The sequence below is a fragment of the Pseudomonas sp. GW822-FHT04H02 genome, from assembly GCF_058800645.1.
The window spans coordinates 296,566-319,588 of sequence record NZ_JBXAMM010000001.1; the positions used below are offsets into that span (position 1 = coordinate 296,566).

Here is a 23,023-nt window from a genome sequence, read left to right on the forward strand (position 1 = left end):
GTCTAGAGCTCCGCGTAGAGTCGGCCGGGGTTGAAGATCCCTTGCGGGTCCAGTTGGGCCTTGAGGCGCTGGTGGTAGTGCAGCAGGGTCGGCGCCAGGGGCTGGAACGGGCTGTCCAGCAGGCCGTGGCTGTAGCAACTGGCGTGGCCGCCAACGGCGCTGACAACGGCGCGGATGTCGGCGGCCGTGGCATCGGTCTTCAGCCAGCGCTGGGCGCCGCCCCAGTCCAGCAGTTGTTCGCCGGGCAGGGGCAGCAGCGGGGTGTTGTGCGGCACCGACAGGCGCCACAGCGGCAGGCCGGGGTTGAAAAAATCCAGTTGCTGCTCGTTGAGCAAGGCCCAGTAGCCCGAATCCAGGGGCTCGCCGCCGAGCCGGTCATGGGCCGCCGCCACCGAGCCTTCACCGCCCTCCAGGCGCAGGTGCAGGCGTTCGCCGTCATGGCAGGCGGCGCTGATGGGCAAGGGCTGCTGGCCCCATTCGGCAAGCTGGGCGAGGGCCCGCTGGCGGTCCATTTCCAGGCTCAGGCTCAGGCATTGCCGGGGCTTGGGCAGGACCTTCAGCGAGACCTCGGTGACCAGCCCCAGGCAGCCGTAGCTGCCGGCCATCAGCCGCGACAGGTCATAGCCGGCGACGTTCTTCATCACTTCGCCGCCAAAGCGCAGGTGCTGGCCGCTGCCGCTGATGACCCGGGTGCCGAGGACGAAATCGCGCACCGCCCCGGCCCAGGGCCGGCGCGGCCCGGACAGGCCGCTGGCGAGCATGCCGCCCAGGGTGGCGCCGGCGCCGAAGGACGGCGGTTCGCAGGGCAGCATCTGCCCGGCGGCGTCCAGGGTGGCGTGCAGCTCGGCGAGCGGCGTGCCGGCCCGGGCGCTGATCACCAGCTCTGTGGGGTCGTAGCTGACGATGCCGCGATGGCTGCGGGTATCGAGTATTTCCCCGGCACTCTCGCGGCCGAGAAAGGCCTTGCTGTTGGAGCCCTGGATGCGCAGCGCGGTGTCGCTCGCCAAGGCATCGCGCACCTGTTCCAGCAAGGTCTTGGCGGCGTCGAAATCGCTGGCCACGTTCATCAGAATCGCTCCAGTTCGGGGAAGGGCAGTTGCCCGTGGTGGATGTGCATGGCGCCAAATTCGGCGCAGCGGTGCAGGGTCGGGATGTTTTTCCCCGGGTTGAGCAGGCCGCTGGGGTCGAAGGCCGCCTTGATGGCGTGGAACAGGGTCAGCTCGTGGTGGTTGAACTGGGCGCACATCTGGTTGATTTTCTCCCGGCCCACCCCGTGTTCGCCGGTGATGCTGCCGCCCACCGCCACGCACAGTTCGAGGATCTTGCCCCCCAGGGCCTCGGCCCGCTCAAGCTCGCCGGGCTGGTTGGCGTCGAACAGGATCAAGGGGTGCATGTTGCCGTCGCCGGCATGGAACACGTTGGCCACCCGCAGCTGGTGTTCGTCGGCCAGGCGGGCGATGCCCCGCAGCACCCCCGGCAGCTCGCGGCGGGGAATGGTGCCGTCCATGCAGTAGTAGTCCGGGGACAAGCGCCCCACCGCCGGGAAGGCGTTCTTGCGCCCGGCCCAGAAACGCACGCGCTCGGCCTCGTCCCGGGCCAGGCGCACCTCGCTGGCGCCGGCCCGTTCCAGCACCTGGCGCACCCGCTCGCAATCGTCGTGGACATCGGCTTCCACGCCGTCCAGCTCGCACAGCAGGATGGCCTCGGCGTCCACCGGGTAGCCGGCATGGATGAAATCCTCGGCGGCGCGGATCGCCAGGTTGTCCATCATCTCCAGGCCGCCGGGGATGATGCCCGCGGCAATGATGTCGGCCACGGCGCGGCCGGCGGCTTCCACCGAGTCGAAGGCCGCCAGCAGCACCTTGGCGATCTGCGGCTTGGGCAGCAGCTTGACCGTGACTTCGGTGATCACCCCCAGCAGGCCTTCGGAGCCGGTGAACAGCGCCAGCAGGTCGAAGCCCGGCGCGTCCAGGGCCTCGCTGCCCAGGGTCAGGGGCTGGCCCTCGACGCTGAGCATCTGGACCTTGAGCAGGTTGTGCACGGTCAGGCCGTATTTCAGGCAATGCACGCCGCCGGCGTTTTCCGCGACATTGCCGCCAATCGAACAGGCGATCTGCGAAGAGGGGTCGGGAGCGTAGTACAGGCCCCAAGGCGCGGCGGCCTGGGAGATCGCCAGGTTGCGCACCCCGGGCTGGAGCCGGGCGCAACGGGCGGCGGGGTCGATCTGGAGGATTTCCTTGAAGCGCGCCATCACCAGCAGCAGGCCCTTTTCCAGGGGCAGGGCGCCACCGGACAGGCCCGTGCCGGCGCCCCGGGCCACCACCGGCACCCGGTGGGCGTGGCAGATCTGCAGGATGCGCTGCACCTGGTCCAGGTGCCGGGGCAGGGCCACCAGCATCGGCGTGCTGCGGTAGGCGCTCAGGCCATCGCATTCGTAGGGTTTGAGCTGTTGCTCCTGGTCCAGCAGCTCCAGCTCCGGTAGCTGCTGGCGCAGGGCCTGGATCAGGGCCTGGCGGTCGACGTCGGGCAGGGCGCCATCGAGGCGTTCGTCGTAGAGAATCGTCATGGCGGCTAAGGACCTTGTGTGGTTTTTATCAGGTCGCGAATGCTGTACGGCTGCCTTGCATGATTGGCCCGGCGGGCTTTAGTGTCCATGTGCGTTGGCAGTGGTCGAACCACTTTGTTTTCCAGGACAGGCCGGGGTTTTTCCGAAAGATCAGGTTTTTCAAAAGTTTGGCGGGCGCGCAGGAATAGCCGGACAAATGGTACAGGGCTGGTCATACCAGTGGGAGGAAGCATGCAGGACACGCAAGCGGGGCGTCGGCCCCAGGTGGCGGACCTGGTCTGTGCACGGATCGAGCGGCTGATCGTCGACGGGGTATTCAAGACCGGCCAGTTGCTGCCCTCGGAACGGCGCCTGACGGCCAAGCTCGGGGTTTCGCGCACGGCCCTGCGCGAGGGCCTGAAACTGCTGCGGGCGCGGGGCATCATCGACACTCGACAGGGCCGCGGCTCCCAGGTGGCGCAACTGTCGGCCCCGGCGGCGCAGTCGCCGCTGATGCATCTGTTCAGCTCCCAGCCCCGCACCCTCTACGACCTGCTGGAAGTGCGCAGCCTGCTTGAAGGCGAGTCGGCGCGGCTGGCGGCCCTGCGCGGCACCGAAGCGGATTTCGTGCTGATCGAGCGCGCCTACCAGGCCCTGCTGCAGGCCCATGAACAGGCCCTGGAGCCCGCCGCCCTGGCGCGCCTGGACCACGCCTTTCACCTGGCGATCTGCGAGGCCTCGCACAACCCGGTGCTGGTGCAGACCCTGGGCTCGCTCACCGACCTGCTGCTGAACTCGGTGTTCGCCTCGGTCAACAACCTCTATCACCGCCCGGCGCCCAAGCGCCAGATCGACCGCCAGCATGCGCGGCTGTACAACGCAGTCACCGGGCGCCTGCCGGAACAGGCGCGCAAGGCGGCGCTGGCGCATATCCAGGGCATTGCCCGCAACCTCAGGGACATCGAGGACGAAGAACAGCGGCTGGTGCGCGCTACCTTGCGTTTGCAGGGCTGGGAGTGAGGGGCCGACCATCAGTCGCGTGCGCCCTGGCCGGGCGGTGTCTTGGCCTAACCTGTGGGGACTCGGCCCGAGCGGGGCGCTCGATCAAGCGCCTGCCCAAAGGGCCGAGCCTTGAACCCGAGGAGCCATGCCATGTCTACTGAAACCTGTGCCTGCCCGGCCTGCACCTGCAAGCTGGGCGCCCATGCCATCGTCCGTCACGGCAAGCACTACTGCTGCCAGGCGTGTGCCGACCATCACGCCCACGGCGAGCCTTGCGCTTCCACCGAAGGCTGCAAATGCGCCAAGGGCGCCCACGGCTGAGAGGGGTTCGGCGGGTGGGGCCGTGCGGCTCCACCCGCGTTGCTGCGTCCTAGACCGAAGGGCGCCAGGTGACGTTTTCGATACCGAACTTTTCGGCCATGGGCTTGCTGGTCTTCTTCACCCGTTCGCGGCCGAAACGTCCTATCCGACCCACTCCAGCGTCGCAACTGGCCCAGTGCCAGGCCTCGGCGTTGTCCATCTTTTCCTGGCGGATGATGAAGGACTTGGGGGCGCCGTGGAGGGTGTATTCGATGACGAAAAGTTTTGCGTTGTTCATAAAGCCTTTGTTCCTCCCTGTGATCTTTTAGTGATCCTGGCGCGGCGGAAAAATTCACTCTGATTGTCCGTCCGGGCTACCGACGGTCATGGGCCGCCAGCCGCTCTATCCGAATGGATTCCCGAGCGGCGCCCAGGCCTTCATCCGGATGGGCGCGGTAGCGGTTGGCGGCGCCCCGGGGGGCTGGTTACCATGGGCGCCCGCCGACCTGCTGCGACCTTGCCATGGCCCTAGCCGCACCCCCCGACCTCAGCGACCCCGCGATCCCGGTGCAACCCCTGGCCCGCACCTATCCGCGGGGCTTGTTCATCGAGCCCCATGAACACGATTGGGGCCAGTTGCTCTACGCCATGAGCGGGGTGATGTGGGTCGAGACGCCCCATGAAGCCCTGGTGGTGCCGCCCCAGCGCGCGGTGTGGTTGCCGCCGGGGGTGAGCCACGGGATTCGCGTGGTCAGCGACCTGCAGATGCGCAACATCTACCTGCGCCCGTCCCTGGCGGCGACCCTGGACCCCAGCGTCCAGGTGCTGCAGGTGGACAACCTGCTGCGCGAATTGATCGTGCGCCTGGTGGAACTCGACCCGCCGCAGCCGGAGTACTACGAGGCGCTGGTGGGGCTGGCCCTGCTGGAACTGCGCCGGGCTCGCCGCTCGCAATTGAAGATAGCCCTGCCGGACGCCTCCGACCGGCGCCTGGGCAGCCTGTGCCAGGCGGTGATGGCGGCGCCGTCCCTGGCCATCTCCTTTGAACAGCACGCCGATGCGGCGGGGGCCAGCGTGCGCACCCTGGCGCGGCTGTTCAAGGAGCAGTTGGGCGTGGGCTTTGCCGAATGGCGGCGCCAGGTGCAACTGGCCACCGCTGCCGCGGAGCTGATCCAGGGTGTACCGGTGAGCCGCATTGCCCGAGAGCTGGGTTATTCCCCCAGCAGCTTCAGCGACATGTTCCGCCGGGAACTGGGGGTCGCGCCTTCCCAGTACGCCAGCGCCAGCCAGGTGTAGCCGCTGCCACAGGCTCGGGCCGCGTTCGGACGAACGGCTCCATAGCAGACGCGGCAATCTCAAAGCCGCCATAGGTTCGTCGGGATATCGCCAAGCAAGGCCCTTCGGTCCTTTTCGCAGCTTCGCAGGCTCAGCAGCGGCTACAGGGACTGCCTGGCGTCGTGTAGCCGCTGCCGCAGGCTCGGGCCGCGTTCGGACGAACGCTCTGGGCGGCACTCCGTCGCAGGAGACGTGAAGATCCGGAGAGCGCCGGATGTGCATCAGGCGGACGCCAGCCAAGCGACCGCCAGGGTTTCGGCATTGGCCGAAATCCTGAAGCACTTGGCCGATGCCGCGGGACCGTGCCACCTAGACTGTGCCGCACACGCCACTTCACCCCGGCATGAGCCGCACGGCCTCTGGAGCGCAGCATGAACTACCTGATTTCCCTGGCCGCCGGCCTGTTGGTCGGCCTGCTTTACGGCGCCTTGCAGGTGCGTTCTCCGGCGCCGCCGGCAATCGCCCTGGTCGGCCTCTTGGGCATGCTCGGCGGTGAGCAGTTGTGGCCCCTGGGGCGCCAGTTGCTCGGCAGATGGCTGTCCTGAACAGGCATTTTTCCTTTCTCCCCCGACTCATGGAACCGACGATGAAAGCACTGCAATTTTCCGCCACCGGCGACCTCGCGGCCCTGCACGTAGTGGACCTGCCCACCCCGGTGCCGGGTGCTGGCCAGGTGCTGGTGCGCATCAAGGCCGCGGGCCTCAACCCCAGTGATGTGAAGAACGTCCTCGGGCGCTTTCCCTACACCACACTGCCGCGGGTGCCCGGGCGGGACTTTGCCGGGGTGGTGGAGCAGGGGCCGGCGCAACTGCTGGGCCAGGAAGTCTGGGGCACCGGTAAGGAGCTGGGCTTCTTCGCCGACGGCAGCCATGCCCAGTACGTGGTGCTGTCCGCCCAGGGCGTGGCCCGCAAGCCACGGCACCTGAGCTTTGCCCAGGCCGCAAGCCTCGGGGTGCCCTACACCACGGCCTGGGATGCCCTTGAGCGCAGTGGCGTAGCCCGTGGCACCCGGCTGCTGGTGATCGGCGGCGGCGCGGTGGCCTCGGCGGCCCTGGCCCTGGCCAAGGTGCGCGGGGCCCGGGTGCTGGCGGCGGCGCGCCGGGTGGAGCAGGTCCAGGCGCTTGAAGCCCAGGGCTACCCGACCCTGCACCTGCAGCAGCCGGAAACCCTGGCGGCCCAGGTGGCCGAAGTCTATGCCGGCGGTGCCGAGGTGATCTTCGACACCACCGGCTTCTGGCTGCCGGCCTCGGTGCCGGCCCTGGCCACCTTTGGCCGCATCGCCATCATCGCCGCCCCGGTGGACGGCCATGTGCAACTGCCGGCCCTGGCGCTGTACCGCAAGGGTGGCTCGGTGGTGGGGATCAACTCGCTGTTGTATGGCGTAGAGGCGTGCGCGGCGATGCTGGAGCAGTTCGGCCGCTATTTCGATGAAGGCCTGCTGCCGCTGCCGGAAGGCCTGGTGGAATCGCCGCTGGAGCGGGGGCTGGAGCGTTATGCCGAAGTGAACCAGGGGCGCGGCGAAAAAATCATCCTCATCCCCTGAGCGCAGCGGCCATCCCTGCGTAGGAGCCAGCTTGCTGGCGAAGGGGCCTTGAGATCGCTTTCGCCGGCAAGCCGGCTCCTACGGGGGATGCGTGCGCTGCGTGTCCTGTGTAGGAGCCAGCTTGCTGGCGAAGAGGGCCCAGAGATCGCCTTCGCCGGCAAGCCGGCTCCTACGGGGGATGCGTGCGCCGTGTGTCCTGTGTAGGAGCCAGCTTGCTGGCGAATAGGCCCTTGAGATCGCTTTCGCCGGCAAGCCGGCTCCTACGGGGGATGCGCGCGCTGTGTGTCCTGCGTAGGAGCCAGCTTGCTGGCGAAGAGGGCCTTGAGACCTCCATCGCCGGCAAGCGGAACGCCGCCTGGCCGCTCCCGGGAGAGAAATCAGGTCTCGGGCACGCCCTTTTCCCAGGCCGACCAGTTGCCGAGGATGTCCTGCACCAGGGGGTTGCCCGCCCGGTAGAGGTTTTCCAGGGCCGGGACAAAGCCGCCCTGGTCGGCGTACTTGAGCAGGTTGTCCACTTCGCTGGCCCCCGGGGCCGGGCGGTCGAAGTCGGAACCGGCGCGCACCACCGCCAGGCGCTGGATGTCCAGCAGGCCCTCGCGGCTGGCCCGCAGCAAGGCTTCGTAGGTGGAGTTGTCTTCCTGCTGGGTGGTGCAATAGGTGCCTTTGTTGTCGGTCAGCAAGCGGGTCCAGACCTCCGCGCGTTCGCTCAGGCGGGTGCCGGAAAACCAGGTGTTGCCCGCCAGGGTGTCGCAGCGGGTCACCACCGGTGGCTGGTTGGCCGGGGCCTTGGGGTATTTCAGGCGCCAGGCCGCCGACTCCTTGCTCTCGCTCAGGGCCACGTTGCGGCTCAGGGCGAAGGCCTTGGCCTGGAGCTTGGGGTTCAGCTCGAAGACTTCGGTCTTGTAGTCCAGGGGCGGTTTTTCGTTGGGGCCCTTGGTGTTGATCCCCAGGTAGCCGGTGGGCCAGTCCTTGGGCGCATCCCGGGAGTCGAGTTCCCATTGGGTGCCGAACTCCACCAGGTAATGAGCCCAGGCGGCCGTGCCGATGGTGCCCTGGTGCGGGCTGATGCCGGCGATCCCGGCAATCAGGAAATAGCTTTTGCGCAGGTCGAACTTCGGCGACAGGGCCAGCGCCAGGGTTGACGCCGCGGCGTTGGTCTGGCCCATGCCGGTGGTCAACAGGCACACGTCCCGGTCATTGCAGCGAATGCTCGGGTACTCCGCCGCCAGCCCCGGCACGCGAATCTCGCGCTTGAGCTCCAGGCGCTCGATCCAGTGCTGCGCTTCCGGCGCGAACATGCTGATCAGCACCACCTTTGGCTTGATCGGCGCCTCATCGGCCCAGGCGCCGCCGGCGAGCGCAACACTCAAGCCCAGTCCCCACGAAATCTTTTGAATCCCACGCATACAACCTCCATGACTGCCGTTAACCGGCGCTTATCCTGCCTGATCCAGGTTGCAACTCATCGCACCCGTTCTTGTCTTGCCGCTGCTTTAAAACTGATAGCCAACCCCGGCGTAATAGCCCCAGCCATTGGAGCGGGCGCGGAATTCGCCGTCGCCGAAATTCAGCACGCTGCCATCCTCCCAGTTGCCGCCGTTGTGGAAGTAGCGGCCCACCAGGGTGAAGCGCAGGTGGGTGAAGGAATAGAGCAGCACGTTGGTGGCCACCGTGGCATTGGCGGTGCGGGCCGGGTTGTCCTTGTGCAGGTCGGAGCCGAAATCGAAGTTGGTGAAGCCGATGTAGGTCAGCGAGGCACCGTTGCTGAAGCTGTCGATGGGCACGATGTATTTCAGCTGGGCGCGGTAGCCGTCCCAGGAGTATTCGTTGCTGGCGCCGTAGTTTTCCCACTGGTAGCGGCCGTAGAAGTTGGCCGAGAGGTTGACCCGCGAATGGGTGTCGATGTCGGTGCCCAGGCCGCTGTACAGGGTGTTGGCCCGGTTGGCGGTGCGGCTGCCGTGGTCGTAGATCCAGTCGAAGGCCACGTACCACTCCTTGAACGGGCCGATGGCCAGGCTGCGGCCGGCCAGGTAGTCGATGGAGATTCGCGGCTCGTGCTCCATGAACAGCGGCGAGCCGTGGTCCCAGATGCCCTTGTCGTGGCTGTTGCCGATGTCGAGGATCTTCGGCAGGTCGATGTAGCCGTACAGCTCGAAGGGGCCCTTGCGCCCGAAGTATTCGTATTCCAGGTAGATGTCGTCTGCCGGGCGCGGGCCGAAGCTGATGTCCTTGCTGCCGATGAGCATCAGGTCCTGGTTGTACCAGTCGGAGAGGTAGGCGCCCTGTTTGGCCGGTTGCACATCGGCGCTCAGGCTTTCGCCCTGGGCCGAGTCGTCCGCCGGGGCGGCGGGGGGCTGGGCGAAGGCGCTGGGTAGACCCGTAACGCCGGCCAGCCACAACGAAACAGCCAGGGTACGGCAGGACGCATGGCGTCGCAGAGGGTTGAGCATGGAAAGTCCCTGTTCTTGCAGTGTGAAGTCCCTTGTGCTCGACACTTCGAAAGAAGGCGGCGAACACCCACAAAATTACAACTCGCAAACGTTTGCATATGGCGTACCAACTTGAAACAGCGGCTTGCGACAAAGGCGTGAATGGCCGCGGGATTGGCGCTTGGGGCGGGGTGCGTGCCGATGGCGGGGAGGGCCGGGCGCTGCAGGCCTGGGCAATGCCCGGCCCCCAGGCCCGGCGCTGGTGCAGGCGCGCAATGCTAGAGTGCGCCACTTACCCGCCACCACCTCGGGAGTGACCATGGAGCTGTCCGACCACCTGCTGATGCTTGAACGCCAGTTGCAACAGGCCGAAGTGCGTGCCGATCGCCAGGCGCTGGAGGCCTTGCTGGCCGATGACTTTCTTGAGTTCGGCGCCAGCGGCGGGCGCTGGGACAAGGCCCAGGTGCTGGCCAGCCTGCCGCAGCAGGTGTTCATCGAACGGCGTATCAGCGAATTCGCCGTGCAGCGCCTGGCGCCCGACCTGGCCCAGGTCACCTACCTGTGCCATAACGCCGCAGCGCCCGGGCGGGCGGCCAGCAGTGCCTGGCGCAGCTCGCTGTGGCGCTGCCAGGAGGGGCGCTGGCAGATGCTGTTCCATCAGGGCACGCCGCGGCCAAGTGCCTGAGGGCTCTGCTAGAATCCCGGTCCCAGACTTGACGAGGTGCCCCATGAGCGAGCCGATTCGCCTGACCCAGTACAGCCACGGAGCCGGTTGCGGCTGCAAGATTTCCCCCCAGGTACTGGAGGTGATCCTGGCCGGCAGCGGGGCGCAGAACCTCGACCCCAAGCTCTGGGTCGGCAACGCCTCGCGCGATGACGCGGCGGTGTACGCCATCGATGAAGAGCGCGGCGTGGTCTCCACCACCGACTTCTTCATGCCTATCGTCGACGACCCCTTCGACTTCGGCCGCATCGCCGCCACCAACGCCATCAGCGACATCTACGCCATGGGCGGCGACCCGCTGATGGCGATTGCCATTCTCGGCTGGCCGGTGAACGTGCTGGCCCCGGAAATCGCCCGGGAGGTGATCCGCGGCGGCCGCGCGGTGTGCGACGCCGCGGGCATTCCTCTTGCGGGCGGGCACTCCATCGATGCGCCGGAGCCGATCTTCGGCCTGGCGGTCACCGGGCTGGTGGAAAAGCGCTTCATGAAGCGCAACGACACCGCCACCGCCGGTTGCCTGCTGTACCTGACCAAGCCCCTGGGCATCGGCGTGCTCACCACCGCCGAGAAAAAGGGCAAGCTGCGCAGCGCCGACATCGGCCTGGCCCGGGACTGGATGTGCACCCTGAACAAGCCCGGCAGCCGTTTCGGCAAGCTCGAAGGGGTGACCGCGATGACCGACGTCACCGGTTTCGGCCTGCTCGGGCACCTGGTGGAAATGGCCGACGGCAGTGGCCTGACCGCGCGCATTCACTACGACCGCGTACCGCGCCTGCCGGGGGTCGAATACTACCTGGACCAGGGCTGTGTGCCCGGTGGCACCTTGCGCAACTACAGCAGCTACGCCGACAAGGTCGGGCGAGTGCAGGAACTGCACAAGCGCGTGCTCTGCGACCCGCAGACCAGTGGCGGGCTGCTGGTGGCGGTAACCCCGCAAGGCAATGCCGAATTCCTGGCCCTGGCGGCGGAACTGGGCCTGGAACTGGCGCCGATTGGCGAGCTGGTAGAGCGACAGAGCCACGCGGTCGAGGTGTTCTGATGTCTCTGGACTGCACCGACTACCGCGAGATCTTCCTCAACGACCGGCCGATGATGGACACCCGCGCGCCGATCGAATTCACCAAGGGCGCCTTTCCCGGGGTGCTCAACTTGCCCCTGATGACCGACCAGGAGCGCCAACGGGTCGGCACCTGCTACAAGCAGCAGGGCCAGCAGGCGGCGATTGTCCTGGGGCATCAACTGGTGTCCGGCGCGATCAAGGAGCAGCGCGTCCAGGCCTGGGCCGATTTCGCCCGAGCCCATCCCGACGGCCTGCTGTACTGCTTCCGTGGCGGCCTGCGCTCGCAGATCGTCCAGCAGTGGCTCAGGGAAGCGGGCATTGACTACCCGCGGGTTGGTGGCGGTTACAAGGCCATGCGTACCTTCCTTCTGGACACCACCGAACAGGCCCTGCAGCAGTGCGATTTCGTCCTCCTGGGGGGCATGACCGGCACCGGCAAGACCCAAGTGCTGGGCCAGCTGGACAACGCCCTGGACCTGGAAGGCCACGCCAACCACCGCGGCTCCAGCTTCGGCCGCCGCGCCACCGGCCAGCCGAGCAACATCGACTTCGAAAACTGCCTGGCGGTGGACCTGCTGAAAAAGCGTGAGCGCGGCGTGCAGAGCTTTGTCCTGGAAGACGAGAACCGCATGATCGGCAGTTGCGCCTTGCCGCTGCCGCTGTACCAGAGCATGCAGGGCTTGCCCATGGTCTGGCTGGAGGACCGCCTGGCCAACCGGGTGCAAAGGATCCTCGACGACTACGTGGTCAACCTCTGCGCCGAGTTTGTGGCGGTGCATGGCGAACAGGGCTTCGCGCTGTTCGCCGAGCGCCTGCTGGAAAGCCTGAACAAGATCCACAAGCGCCTCGGTGGCGAGCGTCACCAGCGGCTGTTCCTGCTGATGGAAGCCGCGCTGGCGGAACAGGCCCGCAGCGGTGACGTGGAGCTGCACCGGGCCTGGATCGAAGGCTTGCTGGGTGAATACTACGACCCGATGTACGCCTTCCAGCGCGAGAGCAAGGGCGCGCGGATCGAGTTCAGCGGCGAGCACGGCGCCGTGCTCAATTACCTGCGCCAGCGCCAGCCGCCATCGCGCTAGCGCTCAATAATCCGCGCGCTCGCAGCACCTGAGCGCGCGGTGTGCGCGGGCGTCAGCCGGCAGGGCGTGGACGGTCGAGCAAGGCCTCGACCACGGCCCGGGCCATTTCCACGGAATGCACCATGGACCAGATCAGGCCGCGTTCGATGCCGCTGGCGCGCTCGGTGATTTCATCGGACACCTCCTCGGCGCACTTGAGCAGCAGGGCGACGTGCCTCAAGGCCTCTTCGGCGTTGACTCCGGCTTGCACGCTGAACAGGGTATTGCCCAGGGCATCGCGCAGGCCGAACGGGCGTGCCTGGGTAGGTTTCAGTGCGCTGAGCAGGTTGGCGTTGGCGCGATCCAGTTCGGGGTCGCGCAGTGGGCGGGGTGGATCGGGGACGAGCTTTTTCATTGGGGTACCTACGACTCTAAGGTTAAGTAGAGCCGCCGGTCTCGCTTCCACACGAGAGGGTGGCAGCCGTGCGTGGGTGTGGAAGACCGGGGAGTCTTTTGGTACCCAAAACCCGGCGCACCCGAAGGTGCCCCACGCATGGCCGCCATAACACGTCTCCGCAGGCGCAAAGCGTCGGCAGGCGCGTTGAAGCGTTGTACCTATGACCCTTCCGGACTTCCACATCCGAGTCGCTGATTGTGCAGCGACCGGGGGAGACTGCCTGACGAACACCAAGGGCACAAGCCGCTCAAAGGCGTTGGCGATTCTCTCGGACAAGCCTTACAAAACAAAGCGAAAACTCTGGTTTCGGGAGCGGCATTCCCTGACCAATGTGTTTCAAGACGATGCGGCGGGGCCTGTGGAAATTTCCATTGGAGGCCAGCATTTTATGAGTGCCTTGTCCTCCACGAGACACCAATCAGCCGTGATGTTGCAGGTATTCATTCAGGGCCTGACGAGTCAGATCGTTCAACGATACATTCTGCCGGGTGGCGGCCACGGCAGCCGCTAGATGAAGATCGTGGCCTACCCGAACGTTGAACGAGCCTTTGCAAGGGATTTCGGGTGCTGTACCCGATTGCTCACAGGTATCCAGATAGTCGTCTACTGCCTCTTTGAAGGCCGCTTCGAGTTCAGCCACAGTCTGCCCCTCATAGCTAACCAAGGCCCTTATGAACTGAAGTTTGCCAAAGAGGCAATTGTCCTCGGTACTGACCTCGATAGAGCCGTAATAGCCCTTGTGCTGCAGTAGGTTGTTCACGGTATGAGACCTCCCGATTTCAGTTGCTCGATCACTTGGCGGCGTATGTAGGCCTTCAGCTCATTACCGGGGTGCGGTTTGTGCAGGTTGATCATTGCGCCTGGATCACCATTGTCGAATTTTACCCGGCTGCCCGAGCCCTCCAACGGTGTGTAGCCCAGGCGCTTTAGGAGAGTGACCAGTTCCTGCCAGGAAAAGGTCCCTCGGTCGTTGAGTAACTTGGCGAGAAGCTTATCGTTCTTGGACACAGCATCCTCTTTTTTTGCGACTAAATTTAGTTGCATGATTCAAGGGTGTCAATGTGAGTCACTTATAAGCTTCGACCACCAGGGCTCTACAACAACGCCGCACCAATCAACCCGCAGACAATCCCCACCAGCATGGTCAGCACGGCCACGGTCACCAGCACCCGGGCATCGAAATCCTTGCGCAGCATCAGCAGCGACGGCAGGCTGATGCTCGGCAGGGTCATCAGCAGGGCCACCGCCGACCCGGTGCCCAGGCCCAGGGTCATCATGGTCTGGACGATGGGAATCTCTGCCGCCGTGGGGATCACGAACAGGGTCCCGGCGATCGCCAGCGGCACCAGCCACCACAGGCTGTCACCCATGGCACCGTCGATATGCGGAAACAGCCAGACCCGCGCCGCGCCCAGCACCAGTACCGCCAGTACGTAGATCGGAATGGTGCTCCAGAACAGTTGCCACAGGGTCTTGCCCCAGCGCAGCAGGAACGGCTGGTCGTTCACCGTGCTGGCTTCCACCACCGCATCCACCGCGGCTTCGGGCAGTTGCTCGGGGCCGGCGACACGCTGCGCCACCAGGGAAACGCCCAACACCAGGACAATGCCCGCCACCAGGCGCAGGGCGGAAAAGCCCCAGCCCAGGACAAAGCCCATGAACACCAGGGTGGCCGGGTTGAGCACCGGGTTGGCGATCCAGAACGCCAGGGCCGCACCCACCGAAACCTTCTGCCGGCGCAGGCCAGCAGCCACCGGCGCGGCGCAGCAGGAACACATCATGCCCGGAAGGGCGAACAGCCCGCCGCGCAGGGTCGAGCCGAAGCCGGCACGGCCGAACAGGCGCAGCAGCCAGTCCCGGGGAATCAGCACCTGCAGCAGGGAACCCAGGATCACCGCCAGCACCGCAGCCTTCCAGATGGCCAGGAAGTACACCTGGGAATAGGCCAGGGCGGCGCTCCAGGGCGAGCTCTGCTGATCGTTGAGGATCGAGGCGCCGATGCTGTGGCTGTCGGCGGCGACAAAGGCCTTGAGGTAGTAGGGCGACCACTTCACGTAATACAGGCCGATGGCGGCGACTAGCAGGAACAGCAGGGGTTTGCACCAGAACGCCCAGCCGCGGTTGGGCTGGGTGGAGGCGAGGTTGGACATGAAAGGTATTCCGCACGAGGACAATAAGCGCGAATTGTAGCCGCTGGCGCCGGCGCGCTGCGAACCGATCTCGTCCGGCCTTGTCTGGCGATCCCCCGTCGGGAGCTCATCGGCCTTGAGAACGCCGCGTCCTGCGAGCCGTTCGTCCGAACGCGGCCCGAGCCTGCAGCAGCGGCTACACAAATCCCTGATCGGCACTGGCCCTGTAGCCGCTGCCGAGCGTCAGCGAGGCTGCGCAAAGGCCCGCAGGGCCTTGCCTGGCGATCTCCCGTCGGAGCGCTGTCGGGCTTGAGAACGCTGCGTCCCTACGGGCCGTTCGCAGCCTGCGGCAGCGGCTACACCAATCTTGGATCGGCACTGGCCCTGTAGCCGCTGCCGAGCGTCAGCGAGGCTGCGCAAAGGCCCGCAAGGCCTTGCCTGGCGATCCCCCGTCGGAATTCTGTCGGCCTTGAGAACGCCGCGTCCCTGCGAGCCGTTCGTCCGAACGCGGCCCGAGCCTGCGGCAGCGGCTACAGGGGAGCGATTTTCAGAGGGTGCGAATCGAGGTGCGGATGGCCCGGGCACATTCGATCACCGAGGGCGCGAGCTTGCGTTCGGCTTCTTCCAGGGTCCAGCGGCTGCTGGGCACCACCACGTGCACCGCGGCCACCGGCAAGCCCTTGCCATCGAGGATGGGCGCGGCTATCGCCATGTCGCCCAGGAACAGTTCTTCCGGGTTCAGGGCATAGCCGCGGCGCTGGGTGGCGTCGATCTCGCGCTGGATCTCGTCCAGGTCGGTGCGGGTGTGTCGGGTGTGGGCCTTGCGGTCGCTGGCCTGGAGGATCTGCAAGGCCTCGGCGGCGGGCAGGGCGCTGAGGTAGGCGCGGCCCGAGCCGGTGCAGTACATCGGGATACGACTGCCGATGGGCATGTGGATGGGGATGAACTTGGGCGCCACGAATCGCGCTACATAGACCATGTCCAGGCCATCGGGCTCGGTGAGGTTGGTGGTTTCCCCGGTGACCTGGGCCAGCTCGGCGAGGAAGGGGTTGGCCACGTCCACCAGGGTGTCGGCGGCCAGGTAGTTGTAGCCGATCTCCATCACCCGCGGGGTCAGCTGGAAGCGCTTGGTCTGCGGGTGCTTACGCACGTAGCCCAGCTGTTCCAGGGTGTGGATCATGCGCTGCGCCGAGCTTTTGTTGATGTCGGCGGCCGTGGCGATTTCCGCCAGGTTCATGGTCCGTTGCGCGGCGTTGAAGGCCCGCAGCACCGCCAGGCCCTTCTCCAATGACTGGTTGAAAAGGGAGTTGTTGTTATCGCTCATGACCAGTCCTTTCAGGTTATTTTGTGTTTTGAATATCGATATTCGATATTTATAAATCTCTTTACGATTTTTGTAAATTGTTTATAGTCGGTCTCATGCCTCCTGCCTTCCACAACAGAGGCTATCCATCACGGACTTCAAACAATAAAACCGTCCAATGGGAGATTCGCCATGCATACCCGCACTCGCGTCCTTGCACCCGCTGTTTTCGCATTCTGTTGCGCCCTTGGCCTGGGCCTTTCGACGTCGGCCCAGGCCGAGCCGCTGTACAAGGTCGGGGCCACCGCCACCGGCATTCCCTTCACCTTCCTTGACGTCAAGAGCCAGAGCATCGAGGGCATGATGATCGATGCCGCCCGGGCCGTGGGCAAGGCCGGCGGTTTCGCCGTGGACATCCAGCAGACCACCTTCGCCGCACTGATCCCCTCACTGACCTCGAACAAGATCGACATCATTTCCGCTGCCATGCTGCGCACCCCGGTGCGCGAGAAAGTGGTGCAGTACTCCGACCCGGTGTTCAGCTACGGCGAGGGCCTGATCGTCAAGGCCGACGACGCCAGCGACTACCGCCGCATGGAGGACCTGGCCGGGGAAACCGTCGGCGCCCAGGTCGGCACGGTGTTTATCGACGAGTTGAACAAGCGCGGGATCTTCAAGGAAGTGCGCGGCTATGACTCGATTCCCGATCTGATGCGCGACCTGGCCCTGGGGCGGATCAAGGCCGGTTTCGCCGACCGGCCGATCCTCGCCTACCAACTGGCCCAGGGCACCCAGAACAAGGTGCGGCTGGTCAAGGGCTACCAGCCGGTGGTCATGGGCGATGTCTGCCTGATCGTGCGCAAGGGCGATGCCCAGACACTGGCCGAGGTCAATCGCGGGATCGCCGCGATCAAGGCCGACGGCACCCTGGACCGCATCATCGAGCACTGGAAGCTCAACTGATCCAGTCGCGGCCCGGCGCCTGGCCCGGGTCCCTTTCCTGCTGATTAAACGGGTCTCTCCATGTTTCTCCAGAACGCTCTGGACTTCCTGCCCATTCTGTTGAAAGGCGCAGTGGTCACCCTGCAGGTCACCGTTGGCTCCTTCGTGCTCAGCTCGCTGATCGGCCTGGTCTTCGCCTTGATGATGGTGTCCAAGGTGCGCTCGGTGGCGTTGTTCGCCATCGGCGTGGTCAACGTTATTCGCGGGTTGCCGATCATCGTCCAGCTGTTTTACATCTACTTCGTGCTGCCGGATTTCGGCATCCAGCTCACCGCCATGCAGGCCGGGGTGATCGGCCTGGGCATCGCCTACTCGGCGTACCAGGCGGAAAACTTCCGCGCCGGTATCCAGGCCATTCACCAGGGGCAGATCGAGGCCGCCGAATCCATCGGCATGCGCGGGCCGATGATCATGCGTCGGGTGGTGCTGCCCCAGGCCCTGCGCATCGCCTTGCCGCCCTATGGCAACACCCTGGTGATGATGCTCAAGGACTCGTCCCTGGTGTCCACCATCACCGTGGCCGAAATGACCCGGGCCGGGCAACTGATCGCTTCCTCGACCTTCGAGAACATGACCGTCTACACCCTGGTGGCCTTGCTCTACCTGGCCCTGAGCCTGCCGCTGTCCTTTGCCCTGCGCCGCCTGGAGGCGCGCATCAGCACCCGGAGAAAGCCATGATCCAGATCAAGGGCGTACACAAGAGCTTTGGCAACGTGGCGGTGCTCGAAGGCATCGACCTACAGGTGCACAGCGGTGAAGTGGTGTGCCTGATCGGGCCCTCGGGGTCCGGCAAGTCGACCCTGCTGCGCTGCATCAACGGCCTGGAAAGCTACGAGCAGGGCGACATCCTGGTGAGCGGGGCGCGGGTCGACCGGCAGGCCAAGAGCATCCATGAACTGCGTACCCGGGTGGCCATGGTGTTCCAGCGCTTCAACCTGTTCCCCCATCGCACGGCCTTGCAGAACGTCACCGAGGGGCCGATCTACGTCAAGAAACAGGACCCCCGGCAAGCACGCCTGCGGGCCGAGGCGCTGCTGGAAAAGGTCGGCCTGGCCCATCGCATGCACGCCTACCCGGACGAGCTCTCCGGCGGCCAGCAGCAACGGGTGGCCATTGCCCGGGCGCTGGCCATGGACCCGGAGGCGATTCTTTTCGACGAACCGACTTCGGCGCTGGACCCGGAACTGGTGGGCGAGGTGCTGGCGGTGATGCGCAAGCTGGCCGACGAGGGCATGACCATGATCGTGGTCACCCATGAAATGGGCTTTGCCCAGGACGTGGCAGACCAGGTGTGCTTCCTCCACAGCGGGCGCATCGTCGAGGCCGGCCCGGCCCGAACCGTGCTCAGTACCCCGAGCCACCCGCGCACCCAGGACTTCCTGCGGCGCTTGCTCAACCAGGGCGCGGAGGTGCAGGCATGAGCGCATCCGAGCCCCTGCGCATGCCGCCCTCGCTGTGGGCGGCCACGGCCATGCCGGCCGAGCACACCCCGGCACTGGCCGAGGACCGGGAGGTCGATGTGGCGATTGTCGGCGCCGGCTACACCGGGTTGGTGAGCGCCCTGCGCCTGGCCCAGAGCGGTGCCAGCGTCTGTGTGCTGGATGCCGGCGAGCCCGGCTGGGGCGCCTCCGGGCGCAACGGTGGGCAGGTGATCCCCGGGCTCAAGTTCGACCCCGAGCAACTGCTGGCCAAGTTCGGCTCGGTACAGGGCGAGGCGCTGGTCGATGCCGTGGGTGGCGCGGCCGATGAAGTGTTCGAGCTGATCAAGGAACACGGCATTCGCTGCGACGCCACCCGCAAGGGCTGGATTCAGCCGGCGTTTTCCGGCGCGGCGATGCACACCCTGGAGCAGCGCGCCGAGCAGTGGCGCCAGCGCGGCGTAGCCGTGGAGTTGCTGGACAAGGCAGCGGTGAGCCAGCGCATCGGCAGCCCGCAGTACCTGGGCGGCTGGGTCGACCCGCGGGCCGGCAGCCTGCACCCGCTGAACTACGCCCGGGGCCTGGCCCGGGTGGCGATGGGGCTGGGGGTGAGCATTCACGGCCAGAGCCGGGTCCGGCAGCTGCAGCGCGATGGCGGGCGCTGGACCCTGGAGACCGACCGCGGCGCCCGGGTGCGTGCCTCGAAGGTGCTGCTGGCGACCAATGGCTACACCGACGACTTGTGGCCGGGGTTGCGCCAGACGGTGATCGCCGCCAACAGTTTCATCATCGCCACCCGGCCGCTGCCTGCCGAGCTGCGCCAGAGCATCCTGCCGGGCGGCGAGGTGTGTTCCGATGCCCGGCGCCTGCTGCTGTATTTCAAGCAGGACGCCCAGGGGCGCCTGCTGCTGGGTGGGCGCGGGCCGTTTTCCGAGCCGCGCCGGGATGCCGACTGGAACCACCTGGAGCGTTCGTTGCTGAACCTGTTTCCGCAATTGGCGGGGGTCCCCATCGAGTATCGCTGGAGCGGGCGCGTGGCCCTGACCCCGAGTTTTCTGCCGCAGTTGCACGAGCCGGCGCCGGGGCTGTCGATCCTGCTGGGCTACAACGGGCGCGGCATTGCCTTGTCGACCCTGCTGGGCAGGCACCTGGCGGCGCGGCTGACGGGAGCGGGGCAGGGTTTTCCTTTCCCGGTCACGCCGTTGCGGCCGATTCCGCTGCACGGCCTGCAACGCCTCTACCTGGGGGCGGGGATTGCCTGGTACCGGTTGCTCGACGCCCTGGGCTGATCAGCTCGGGCAATCCTGCTCGCCGCCGTCCAGGCCCTGTTTGTAGCTCTGGCTGTGCAGGCTGGCCTTGCCGTTGCGCCAGGTCAGGGTCAGCACGTACAGCGAGTCGAAGTCGCTGGAGGCCCAGTCTTCGGTGATCGGCTGCCGTTCGCCCACGGCTTCTTCGGCGACCTTGTTGATCAGCTCCGGCAGGTAGCCGTGGGACCAGGCGGTGTAGATGATCGAGTTGTGGTAGCGGTCATGCAGCAGCTCGTCCGCCAGGTCGCTGGTGTCATTGGCGGCAAAATCGATGTTCACCGGCAGGCCGAGCTTGATGGCGCTGGGGCTGATGGTCATCAGCGGGCGGATGTAGCTGTAGGAGTTGTCCAGCTCGCCTTCCTCGACGTTGCGCGTGGGGTCGGCGGCGAACACGTACTGCGCCTTGCCGAATTTCTCCGGCAGCAGCGAGGCCAGGTCGATGGCCCGGTTCAGGCCCTGGCAGTTGAGCTGGCCGAGGCCGCCGGCGGGCTTTTCCGCGTGGCGCAGGAACACCAGGGTCTGGGTGCCGTCCACCGGTTGCGCGCGGCTGGCGCTGGATTCCAGGGACAGGCACAGGGCGCCGCCCAGCAACAGGGCCGGCAACGGCAGGTAGCGGCGGTGCTTGAAGTGGCGGGCAAGGCGGCGGGGCAGGTTCATGGTGCGGTCATTCTTCAAGTGCGATGCGTGAGGCTGACAAACCCGTGTTCCCTGTCGTTGCTCATGGCCTGATCGGGCCGTTGCTTATGAGTCCCTGAACGGCTTTTGGTTCGATTGCAGGCAGCTTAAGCGCTGCATGTTGCCGATTTAAGAAAACCCGGCGGATAATTCCCCGCCGTTGCCCATCCGTGGCGCCGCCCCCCTTTGATTGAGACTGGAAGCCTGTCATGAGCGATCTTTCCGCCTTTGCCGTCACCCAGAAATGGCCTGCGCAATTCCCTGAGTGGATTCAGTTGTATTCCTTGCCGACCCCCAACGGGGTCAAGGTCTCGATCATGCTCGAAGAGATCGGCCTGCCCTACGAGGCGCACCGGGTCAGCTTCGAGACCCAGGATCAGATGACCCCGGAGTTCCTCAGTGTCAGCCCGAACAACAAGATCCCGGCGATTCTCGACCCCCACGGCCCGGGGGACCAGCCGCTGGCGCTGTTCGAGTCGGGGGCGATCCTGATCTACCTGGCGGACAAGAGCGGGCAACTGCTGGCCCAGGAGTCGGCGGCGCGTTATGAAACCATCCAATGGCTGATGTTCCAGATGGGCGGCATCGGCCCGATGTTCGGGCAGGTGGGGTTCTTCAACAAGTTTGCCGGCAGGGAGTACGAGGACAAGCGGCCGCTGGAGCGCTACGTGAACGAGGCCAAGCGTCTGCTGGGGGTGCTGGACAAGCACCTGGGGGGGCGCGAGTGGATCATGGGCGAGCGCTACACCATTGCTGATATCGCGACCTTTCCGTGGGTTCGCAATCTGATCGGGTTCTATGAGGCGGGCGAGTTGGTGGGCATCGACAACTTCCCCGAGGTCAAGCGAGTGCTGGCCAAATTCGTGGCGCGCCCGGCGGTGATCCGCGGGTTGGAGATTCCCAAGGTTTCTTGACGCACGCACGCCCTGTAGCCGCTGCCGCAGGCTGTGCACGAGCGCGCAGCGGTGGCGGCGATCCCAAGAATGCCAGGGGTGTGTCTGGGGGCGCCCAGTCAGGGCCTGGGTACCGAACGCAGCCCGCTCTTTCGCAGCCTCGCCCTGGCTCGGCAGCGGCTACAGCCAACGTTGTGCCTCATAACGCTGGGCCTTATTAAGAAACAGGAATTTTTGCATGCCCCCCTTAAGTTTCAAGCAAGTCGATGTCTTCAGCTCGACTCCCCTCAAAGGCAACCCCTTGGCCGTGGTATTCAACGCTGACGAGCTCAGCACCGAGCGCATGGCCACCTTCGCCAACTGGACCAACCTCAGCGAAACCACCTTTCTGCTCCAGCCCCGCGATCCCCGGGCCGACTACCGCCTGCGGATTTTCACCACCACCCAGGAATTGCCCTTCGCCGGCCACCCGACCCTGGGCAGTTGCCACGCCTGGCTCGAAGCCGGCGGCGTGCCCCGGGGCGAGGAGATCATCCAGGAGTGCGAAGTGGGCCTGGTGCGCATCCGCCGCCAGGGCGATCAGCTGGCCTTTCTCGCGCCGCCGCTGCTCAAGGCCGGCCCGGTGGAGCCCCAGGTGCTGGAGCAGGTGCGCCGTGGCCTGCGCCTTACGCCCGGGGACATCGTGCAGGCGCAGTGGGTCGACAACGGCGCCGGCTGGCTGGCGGTGATGCTCGGCGAACGCCAGCAGGTGCTGGACCTGCAACCGGACTACCCGGCGCTGATCGGTCTGGCGGTCGGGGTGATCGCGCCCTGTGACCCCGAGCGTGATGACAGCGACGCGCAGTTCGAGGTACGGGCCTTTATCGCCGGTGATGGCATGCCCGAAGACCCGGCCACCGGCAGCCTCAATGCCGGCATCGCCCAGTGGTTGCTGGGCGCCGGGCTGGCACCGGCTCGCTACCGGGTCAGCCAGGGCCTGAGCATGGGGCGGGCAGGGCGGATTGACGTGGAACAGATCGGCGATGAAATCTGGATCGGCGGCACGGTGCGAACCTGCATTGAGGGACACCTGCGGCTTCTCCAAACCAGTGAGCAAGCGTGCGGGAATACACCTTCGCCCACTGGACCGAGGCATCCATGAGCGCGCTGGCGCCTGGCGATTTTGCAGGCACCGGCACGCACAGGCAGGCACGGCTCCTGTGCGCCTGGGCCCAGGTTGTGTCCTGTAAGGGCTGGATGCTGCGGGCAGGCCTGCTGGGTTTGCTGGCGCTTGATCCACTGCTTTGCATTGCACAAACCACGGCGGTCAAACAACCGCCCGGCCCGGCAACCTTGCCTGGTAATACACCGGGGAGCGAATCCGCGGCATCCGCCAGCGTGGCGGCCACGCCAGGGGACAAGGGCGTGGCGGTGAATGCCACGTGCAACCTGCCGGTCAAGCCATCGGCCGGCAAAGTCGTGGAGATATATTGGACCCAGGGCCCGGAAAATCGTCGCGTGGTGGGCCGCGAGGCTGACCATTACGTCGATCTCAATCTGATCGTTCGAACTGTGGGTTACCGGCCTGGCGAGTGCATCGAGGCGACGATTCAGTCCGAAAACGCTGCCGATGAAATTGCCGACAGGATCAAGAAGATCGTGCTCAGGGGAAAGGTTGACGATACCGGCATGGCCTACTTCAAAACGCCTCTGAAGGACTACACCCTCAATTTGCAGGGCAGCGAGCCGCCGTAGTGTGCACACCCGTGCGGGAGCCAGGAGCTGCTGCAAGCGGCCAACCGCCGAATTTGTCGCACGCAGGTTTTTCAATGGCGGCTGCCGCTGTTGCGTCAGATGGTCGCAG

Annotated in this window: 26 protein-coding genes; 15 read left to right on the top strand and 11 right to left on the bottom strand. The window is 65.9% G+C overall.

Annotation, left to right across the window (positions count from 1 at the left end):
• Positions 1-2: 2 nt before the first annotated feature.
• Positions 3-1,067 carry a glycolate oxidase subunit GlcE gene (glcE, locus tag AC1RMG_RS01450; protein WP_410037522.1) on the bottom strand — a complete coding sequence of 355 codons (1,065 nt, stop codon included), beginning with the start codon at positions 1,065-1,067 and terminating at the stop codon, positions 3-5.
• Entirely contained in the window at positions 1,067-2,566 is a 1,500-nt protein-coding gene (gene glcD / locus AC1RMG_RS01455; RefSeq protein ID WP_041117278.1) for a glycolate oxidase subunit GlcD, read from the bottom strand. The genes glcE and glcD overlap by 1 nt, the downstream gene beginning before the upstream one ends.
• A 231-nt stretch (positions 2,567-2,797) precedes the next feature.
• Between glcD and glcC the strand changes: the two genes are divergently transcribed.
• Positions 2,798-3,565, top strand: a complete 768-nt coding sequence (gene glcC, locus AC1RMG_RS01460; protein WP_041117280.1) for a transcriptional regulator GlcC — start codon at positions 2,798-2,800, stop codon at positions 3,563-3,565.
• A gap of 132 nt (positions 3,566-3,697) precedes the next feature.
• Positions 3,698-3,868 (top strand): metallothionein, encoded by a 171-nt coding sequence (locus tag AC1RMG_RS01465; RefSeq protein WP_041117282.1) that lies wholly within the window; start codon positions 3,698-3,700, stop codon positions 3,866-3,868.
• Positions 3,869-3,917: 49 nt separating this feature from the next.
• Here AC1RMG_RS01465 and AC1RMG_RS01470 read toward each other — a convergent pair whose 3' ends face one another.
• Complete coding sequence (locus AC1RMG_RS01470) at positions 3,918-4,145, bottom strand: DUF6555 family protein (RefSeq protein ID WP_011060569.1); 228 nt, start codon at positions 4,143-4,145, stop codon at positions 3,918-3,920.
• A gap of 224 nt (positions 4,146-4,369) precedes the next feature.
• Here AC1RMG_RS01470 and AC1RMG_RS01475 point away from each other — a divergent pair, with 224 nt between their 5' ends.
• From AC1RMG_RS01475 to AC1RMG_RS01485, 3 genes are all read left to right on the top strand, one after another.
• Positions 4,370-5,143 carry an AraC family transcriptional regulator gene (locus AC1RMG_RS01475; protein ID WP_041117284.1) on the top strand — a complete coding sequence of 258 codons (774 nt, stop codon included), beginning with the start codon at positions 4,370-4,372 and terminating at the stop codon, positions 5,141-5,143.
• A gap of 410 nt (positions 5,144-5,553) precedes the next feature.
• Complete coding sequence (locus AC1RMG_RS01480) at positions 5,554-5,727, top strand: DUF1427 family protein (RefSeq protein ID WP_493168087.1); 174 nt, start codon at positions 5,554-5,556, stop codon at positions 5,725-5,727.
• 41 nt (positions 5,728-5,768) lie between these two features.
• Positions 5,769-6,725: a quinone oxidoreductase family protein gene (locus AC1RMG_RS01485; RefSeq protein ID WP_053157584.1), complete on the top strand. Its 957-nt coding sequence runs from the start codon at positions 5,769-5,771 to the stop codon at positions 6,723-6,725.
• Between the two features lie 377 nt (positions 6,726-7,102).
• Here AC1RMG_RS01485 and AC1RMG_RS01490 read toward each other — a convergent pair whose 3' ends face one another.
• Together AC1RMG_RS01490 and AC1RMG_RS01495 are read right to left on the bottom strand one after the other, a co-directional pair.
• Entirely contained in the window at positions 7,103-8,131 is a 1,029-nt protein-coding gene (locus AC1RMG_RS01490) for a purine-nucleoside phosphorylase (RefSeq protein ID WP_493168089.1), read from the bottom strand.
• 87 nt (positions 8,132-8,218) lie between these two features.
• Entirely contained in the window at positions 8,219-9,175 is a 957-nt protein-coding gene (locus AC1RMG_RS01495) for a nucleoside-specific channel-forming protein Tsx (RefSeq protein ID WP_015635066.1), read from the bottom strand.
• A 262-nt stretch (positions 9,176-9,437) separates the two neighbouring features.
• Here AC1RMG_RS01495 and AC1RMG_RS01500 point away from each other — a divergent pair, with 262 nt between their 5' ends.
• The 3 genes from AC1RMG_RS01500 to mnmH are packed head-to-tail and all read left to right on the top strand — an operon-like array spanning position 9,438 to position 12,017.
• A complete protein-coding gene (locus tag AC1RMG_RS01500; protein ID WP_493168091.1) occupies positions 9,438-9,839 on the top strand; it encodes a nuclear transport factor 2 family protein in 402 nt (133 codons plus the stop codon).
• Positions 9,840-9,882: 43 nt separating this feature from the next.
• A complete protein-coding gene (gene selD, locus AC1RMG_RS01505; RefSeq protein WP_015635068.1) occupies positions 9,883-10,917 on the top strand; it encodes a selenide, water dikinase SelD in 1,035 nt (344 codons plus the stop codon).
• Entirely contained in the window at positions 10,917-12,017 is a 1,101-nt protein-coding gene (gene mnmH / locus AC1RMG_RS01510; protein ID WP_493168093.1) for a tRNA 2-selenouridine(34) synthase MnmH, read from the top strand. The genes selD and mnmH overlap by 1 nt, the downstream gene beginning before the upstream one ends.
• A gap of 52 nt (positions 12,018-12,069) precedes the next feature.
• Here the strand turns inward: mnmH and AC1RMG_RS01515 are convergent, their stop codons facing one another.
• The 5 genes from AC1RMG_RS01515 to AC1RMG_RS01535 all read right to left on the bottom strand — a co-directional run bounded on the left by AC1RMG_RS01515 (position 12,070) and on the right by AC1RMG_RS01535 (position 15,906).
• The gene (locus AC1RMG_RS01515) at positions 12,070-12,411 is read right to left on the bottom strand and encodes a DUF6124 family protein (protein ID WP_053157594.1); all 342 of its coding nucleotides are present in this window, start codon (positions 12,409-12,411) and stop codon (positions 12,070-12,072) included.
• A gap of 460 nt (positions 12,412-12,871) precedes the next feature.
• A complete protein-coding gene (locus AC1RMG_RS01520; RefSeq protein WP_072451388.1) occupies positions 12,872-13,213 on the bottom strand; it encodes a type II toxin-antitoxin system HicB family antitoxin in 342 nt (113 codons plus the stop codon).
• Positions 13,210-13,461, bottom strand: a complete 252-nt coding sequence (locus AC1RMG_RS01525) for a type II toxin-antitoxin system HicA family toxin (RefSeq protein WP_019094202.1) — start codon at positions 13,459-13,461, stop codon at positions 13,210-13,212. Before AC1RMG_RS01525 ends, AC1RMG_RS01520 begins: the two co-directional genes overlap by 4 nt.
• Before the next feature lie 86 nt (positions 13,462-13,547).
• Positions 13,548-14,603 (bottom strand): permease, encoded by a 1,056-nt coding sequence (locus tag AC1RMG_RS01530; RefSeq protein ID WP_404673284.1) that lies wholly within the window; start codon positions 14,601-14,603, stop codon positions 13,548-13,550.
• Between the two features lie 526 nt (positions 14,604-15,129).
• The gene (locus tag AC1RMG_RS01535) at positions 15,130-15,906 is read right to left on the bottom strand and encodes an IclR family transcriptional regulator (protein WP_011060579.1); all 777 of its coding nucleotides are present in this window, start codon (positions 15,904-15,906) and stop codon (positions 15,130-15,132) included.
• Positions 15,907-16,077: 171 nt separating this feature from the next.
• Here AC1RMG_RS01535 and AC1RMG_RS01540 point away from each other — a divergent pair, with 171 nt between their 5' ends.
• Genes AC1RMG_RS01540 through AC1RMG_RS01555 form a run of 4 tightly spaced genes read left to right on the top strand, consistent with a single transcriptional unit; the run spans position 16,078 to position 19,594 of the window.
• Positions 16,078-16,848: an ABC transporter substrate-binding protein gene (locus tag AC1RMG_RS01540; RefSeq protein WP_220224129.1), complete on the top strand. Its 771-nt coding sequence runs from the start codon at positions 16,078-16,080 to the stop codon at positions 16,846-16,848.
• 60 nt (positions 16,849-16,908) lie between these two features.
• Positions 16,909-17,565, top strand: coding sequence for an amino acid ABC transporter permease (locus AC1RMG_RS01545; protein ID WP_011060581.1), 657 nt, complete (start codon positions 16,909-16,911; stop codon positions 17,563-17,565).
• Complete coding sequence (locus tag AC1RMG_RS01550) at positions 17,562-18,308, top strand: amino acid ABC transporter ATP-binding protein (protein WP_011060582.1); 747 nt, start codon at positions 17,562-17,564, stop codon at positions 18,306-18,308. The genes AC1RMG_RS01545 and AC1RMG_RS01550 overlap by 4 nt, the downstream gene beginning before the upstream one ends.
• Positions 18,305-19,594, top strand: a complete 1,290-nt coding sequence (locus tag AC1RMG_RS01555; protein WP_493168096.1) for an NAD(P)/FAD-dependent oxidoreductase — start codon at positions 18,305-18,307, stop codon at positions 19,592-19,594. The genes AC1RMG_RS01550 and AC1RMG_RS01555 overlap by 4 nt, the downstream gene beginning before the upstream one ends.
• Here the strand turns inward: AC1RMG_RS01555 and AC1RMG_RS01560 are convergent, their stop codons facing one another.
• Positions 19,595-20,269, bottom strand: coding sequence for a histidine phosphatase family protein (locus tag AC1RMG_RS01560; RefSeq protein WP_169894142.1), 675 nt, complete (start codon positions 20,267-20,269; stop codon positions 19,595-19,597). It lies immediately after the preceding gene.
• 227 nt (positions 20,270-20,496) lie between these two features.
• Here AC1RMG_RS01560 and AC1RMG_RS01565 point away from each other — a divergent pair, with 227 nt between their 5' ends.
• The 3 genes from AC1RMG_RS01565 to AC1RMG_RS01575 all read left to right on the top strand — a co-directional run bounded on the left by AC1RMG_RS01565 (position 20,497) and on the right by AC1RMG_RS01575 (position 22,914).
• The gene (locus AC1RMG_RS01565) at positions 20,497-21,201 is read left to right on the top strand and encodes a glutathione binding-like protein (RefSeq protein WP_401154790.1); all 705 of its coding nucleotides are present in this window, start codon (positions 20,497-20,499) and stop codon (positions 21,199-21,201) included.
• Positions 21,202-21,418: 217 nt separating this feature from the next.
• A complete protein-coding gene (locus AC1RMG_RS01570; RefSeq protein WP_125063400.1) occupies positions 21,419-22,321 on the top strand; it encodes a PhzF family phenazine biosynthesis protein in 903 nt (300 codons plus the stop codon).
• Entirely contained in the window at positions 22,318-22,914 is a 597-nt protein-coding gene (locus tag AC1RMG_RS01575; RefSeq protein ID WP_492575814.1) for a hypothetical protein, read from the top strand. The genes AC1RMG_RS01570 and AC1RMG_RS01575 overlap by 4 nt, the downstream gene beginning before the upstream one ends.
• The last annotated feature ends 109 nt before the right edge of the window (positions 22,915-23,023 follow it).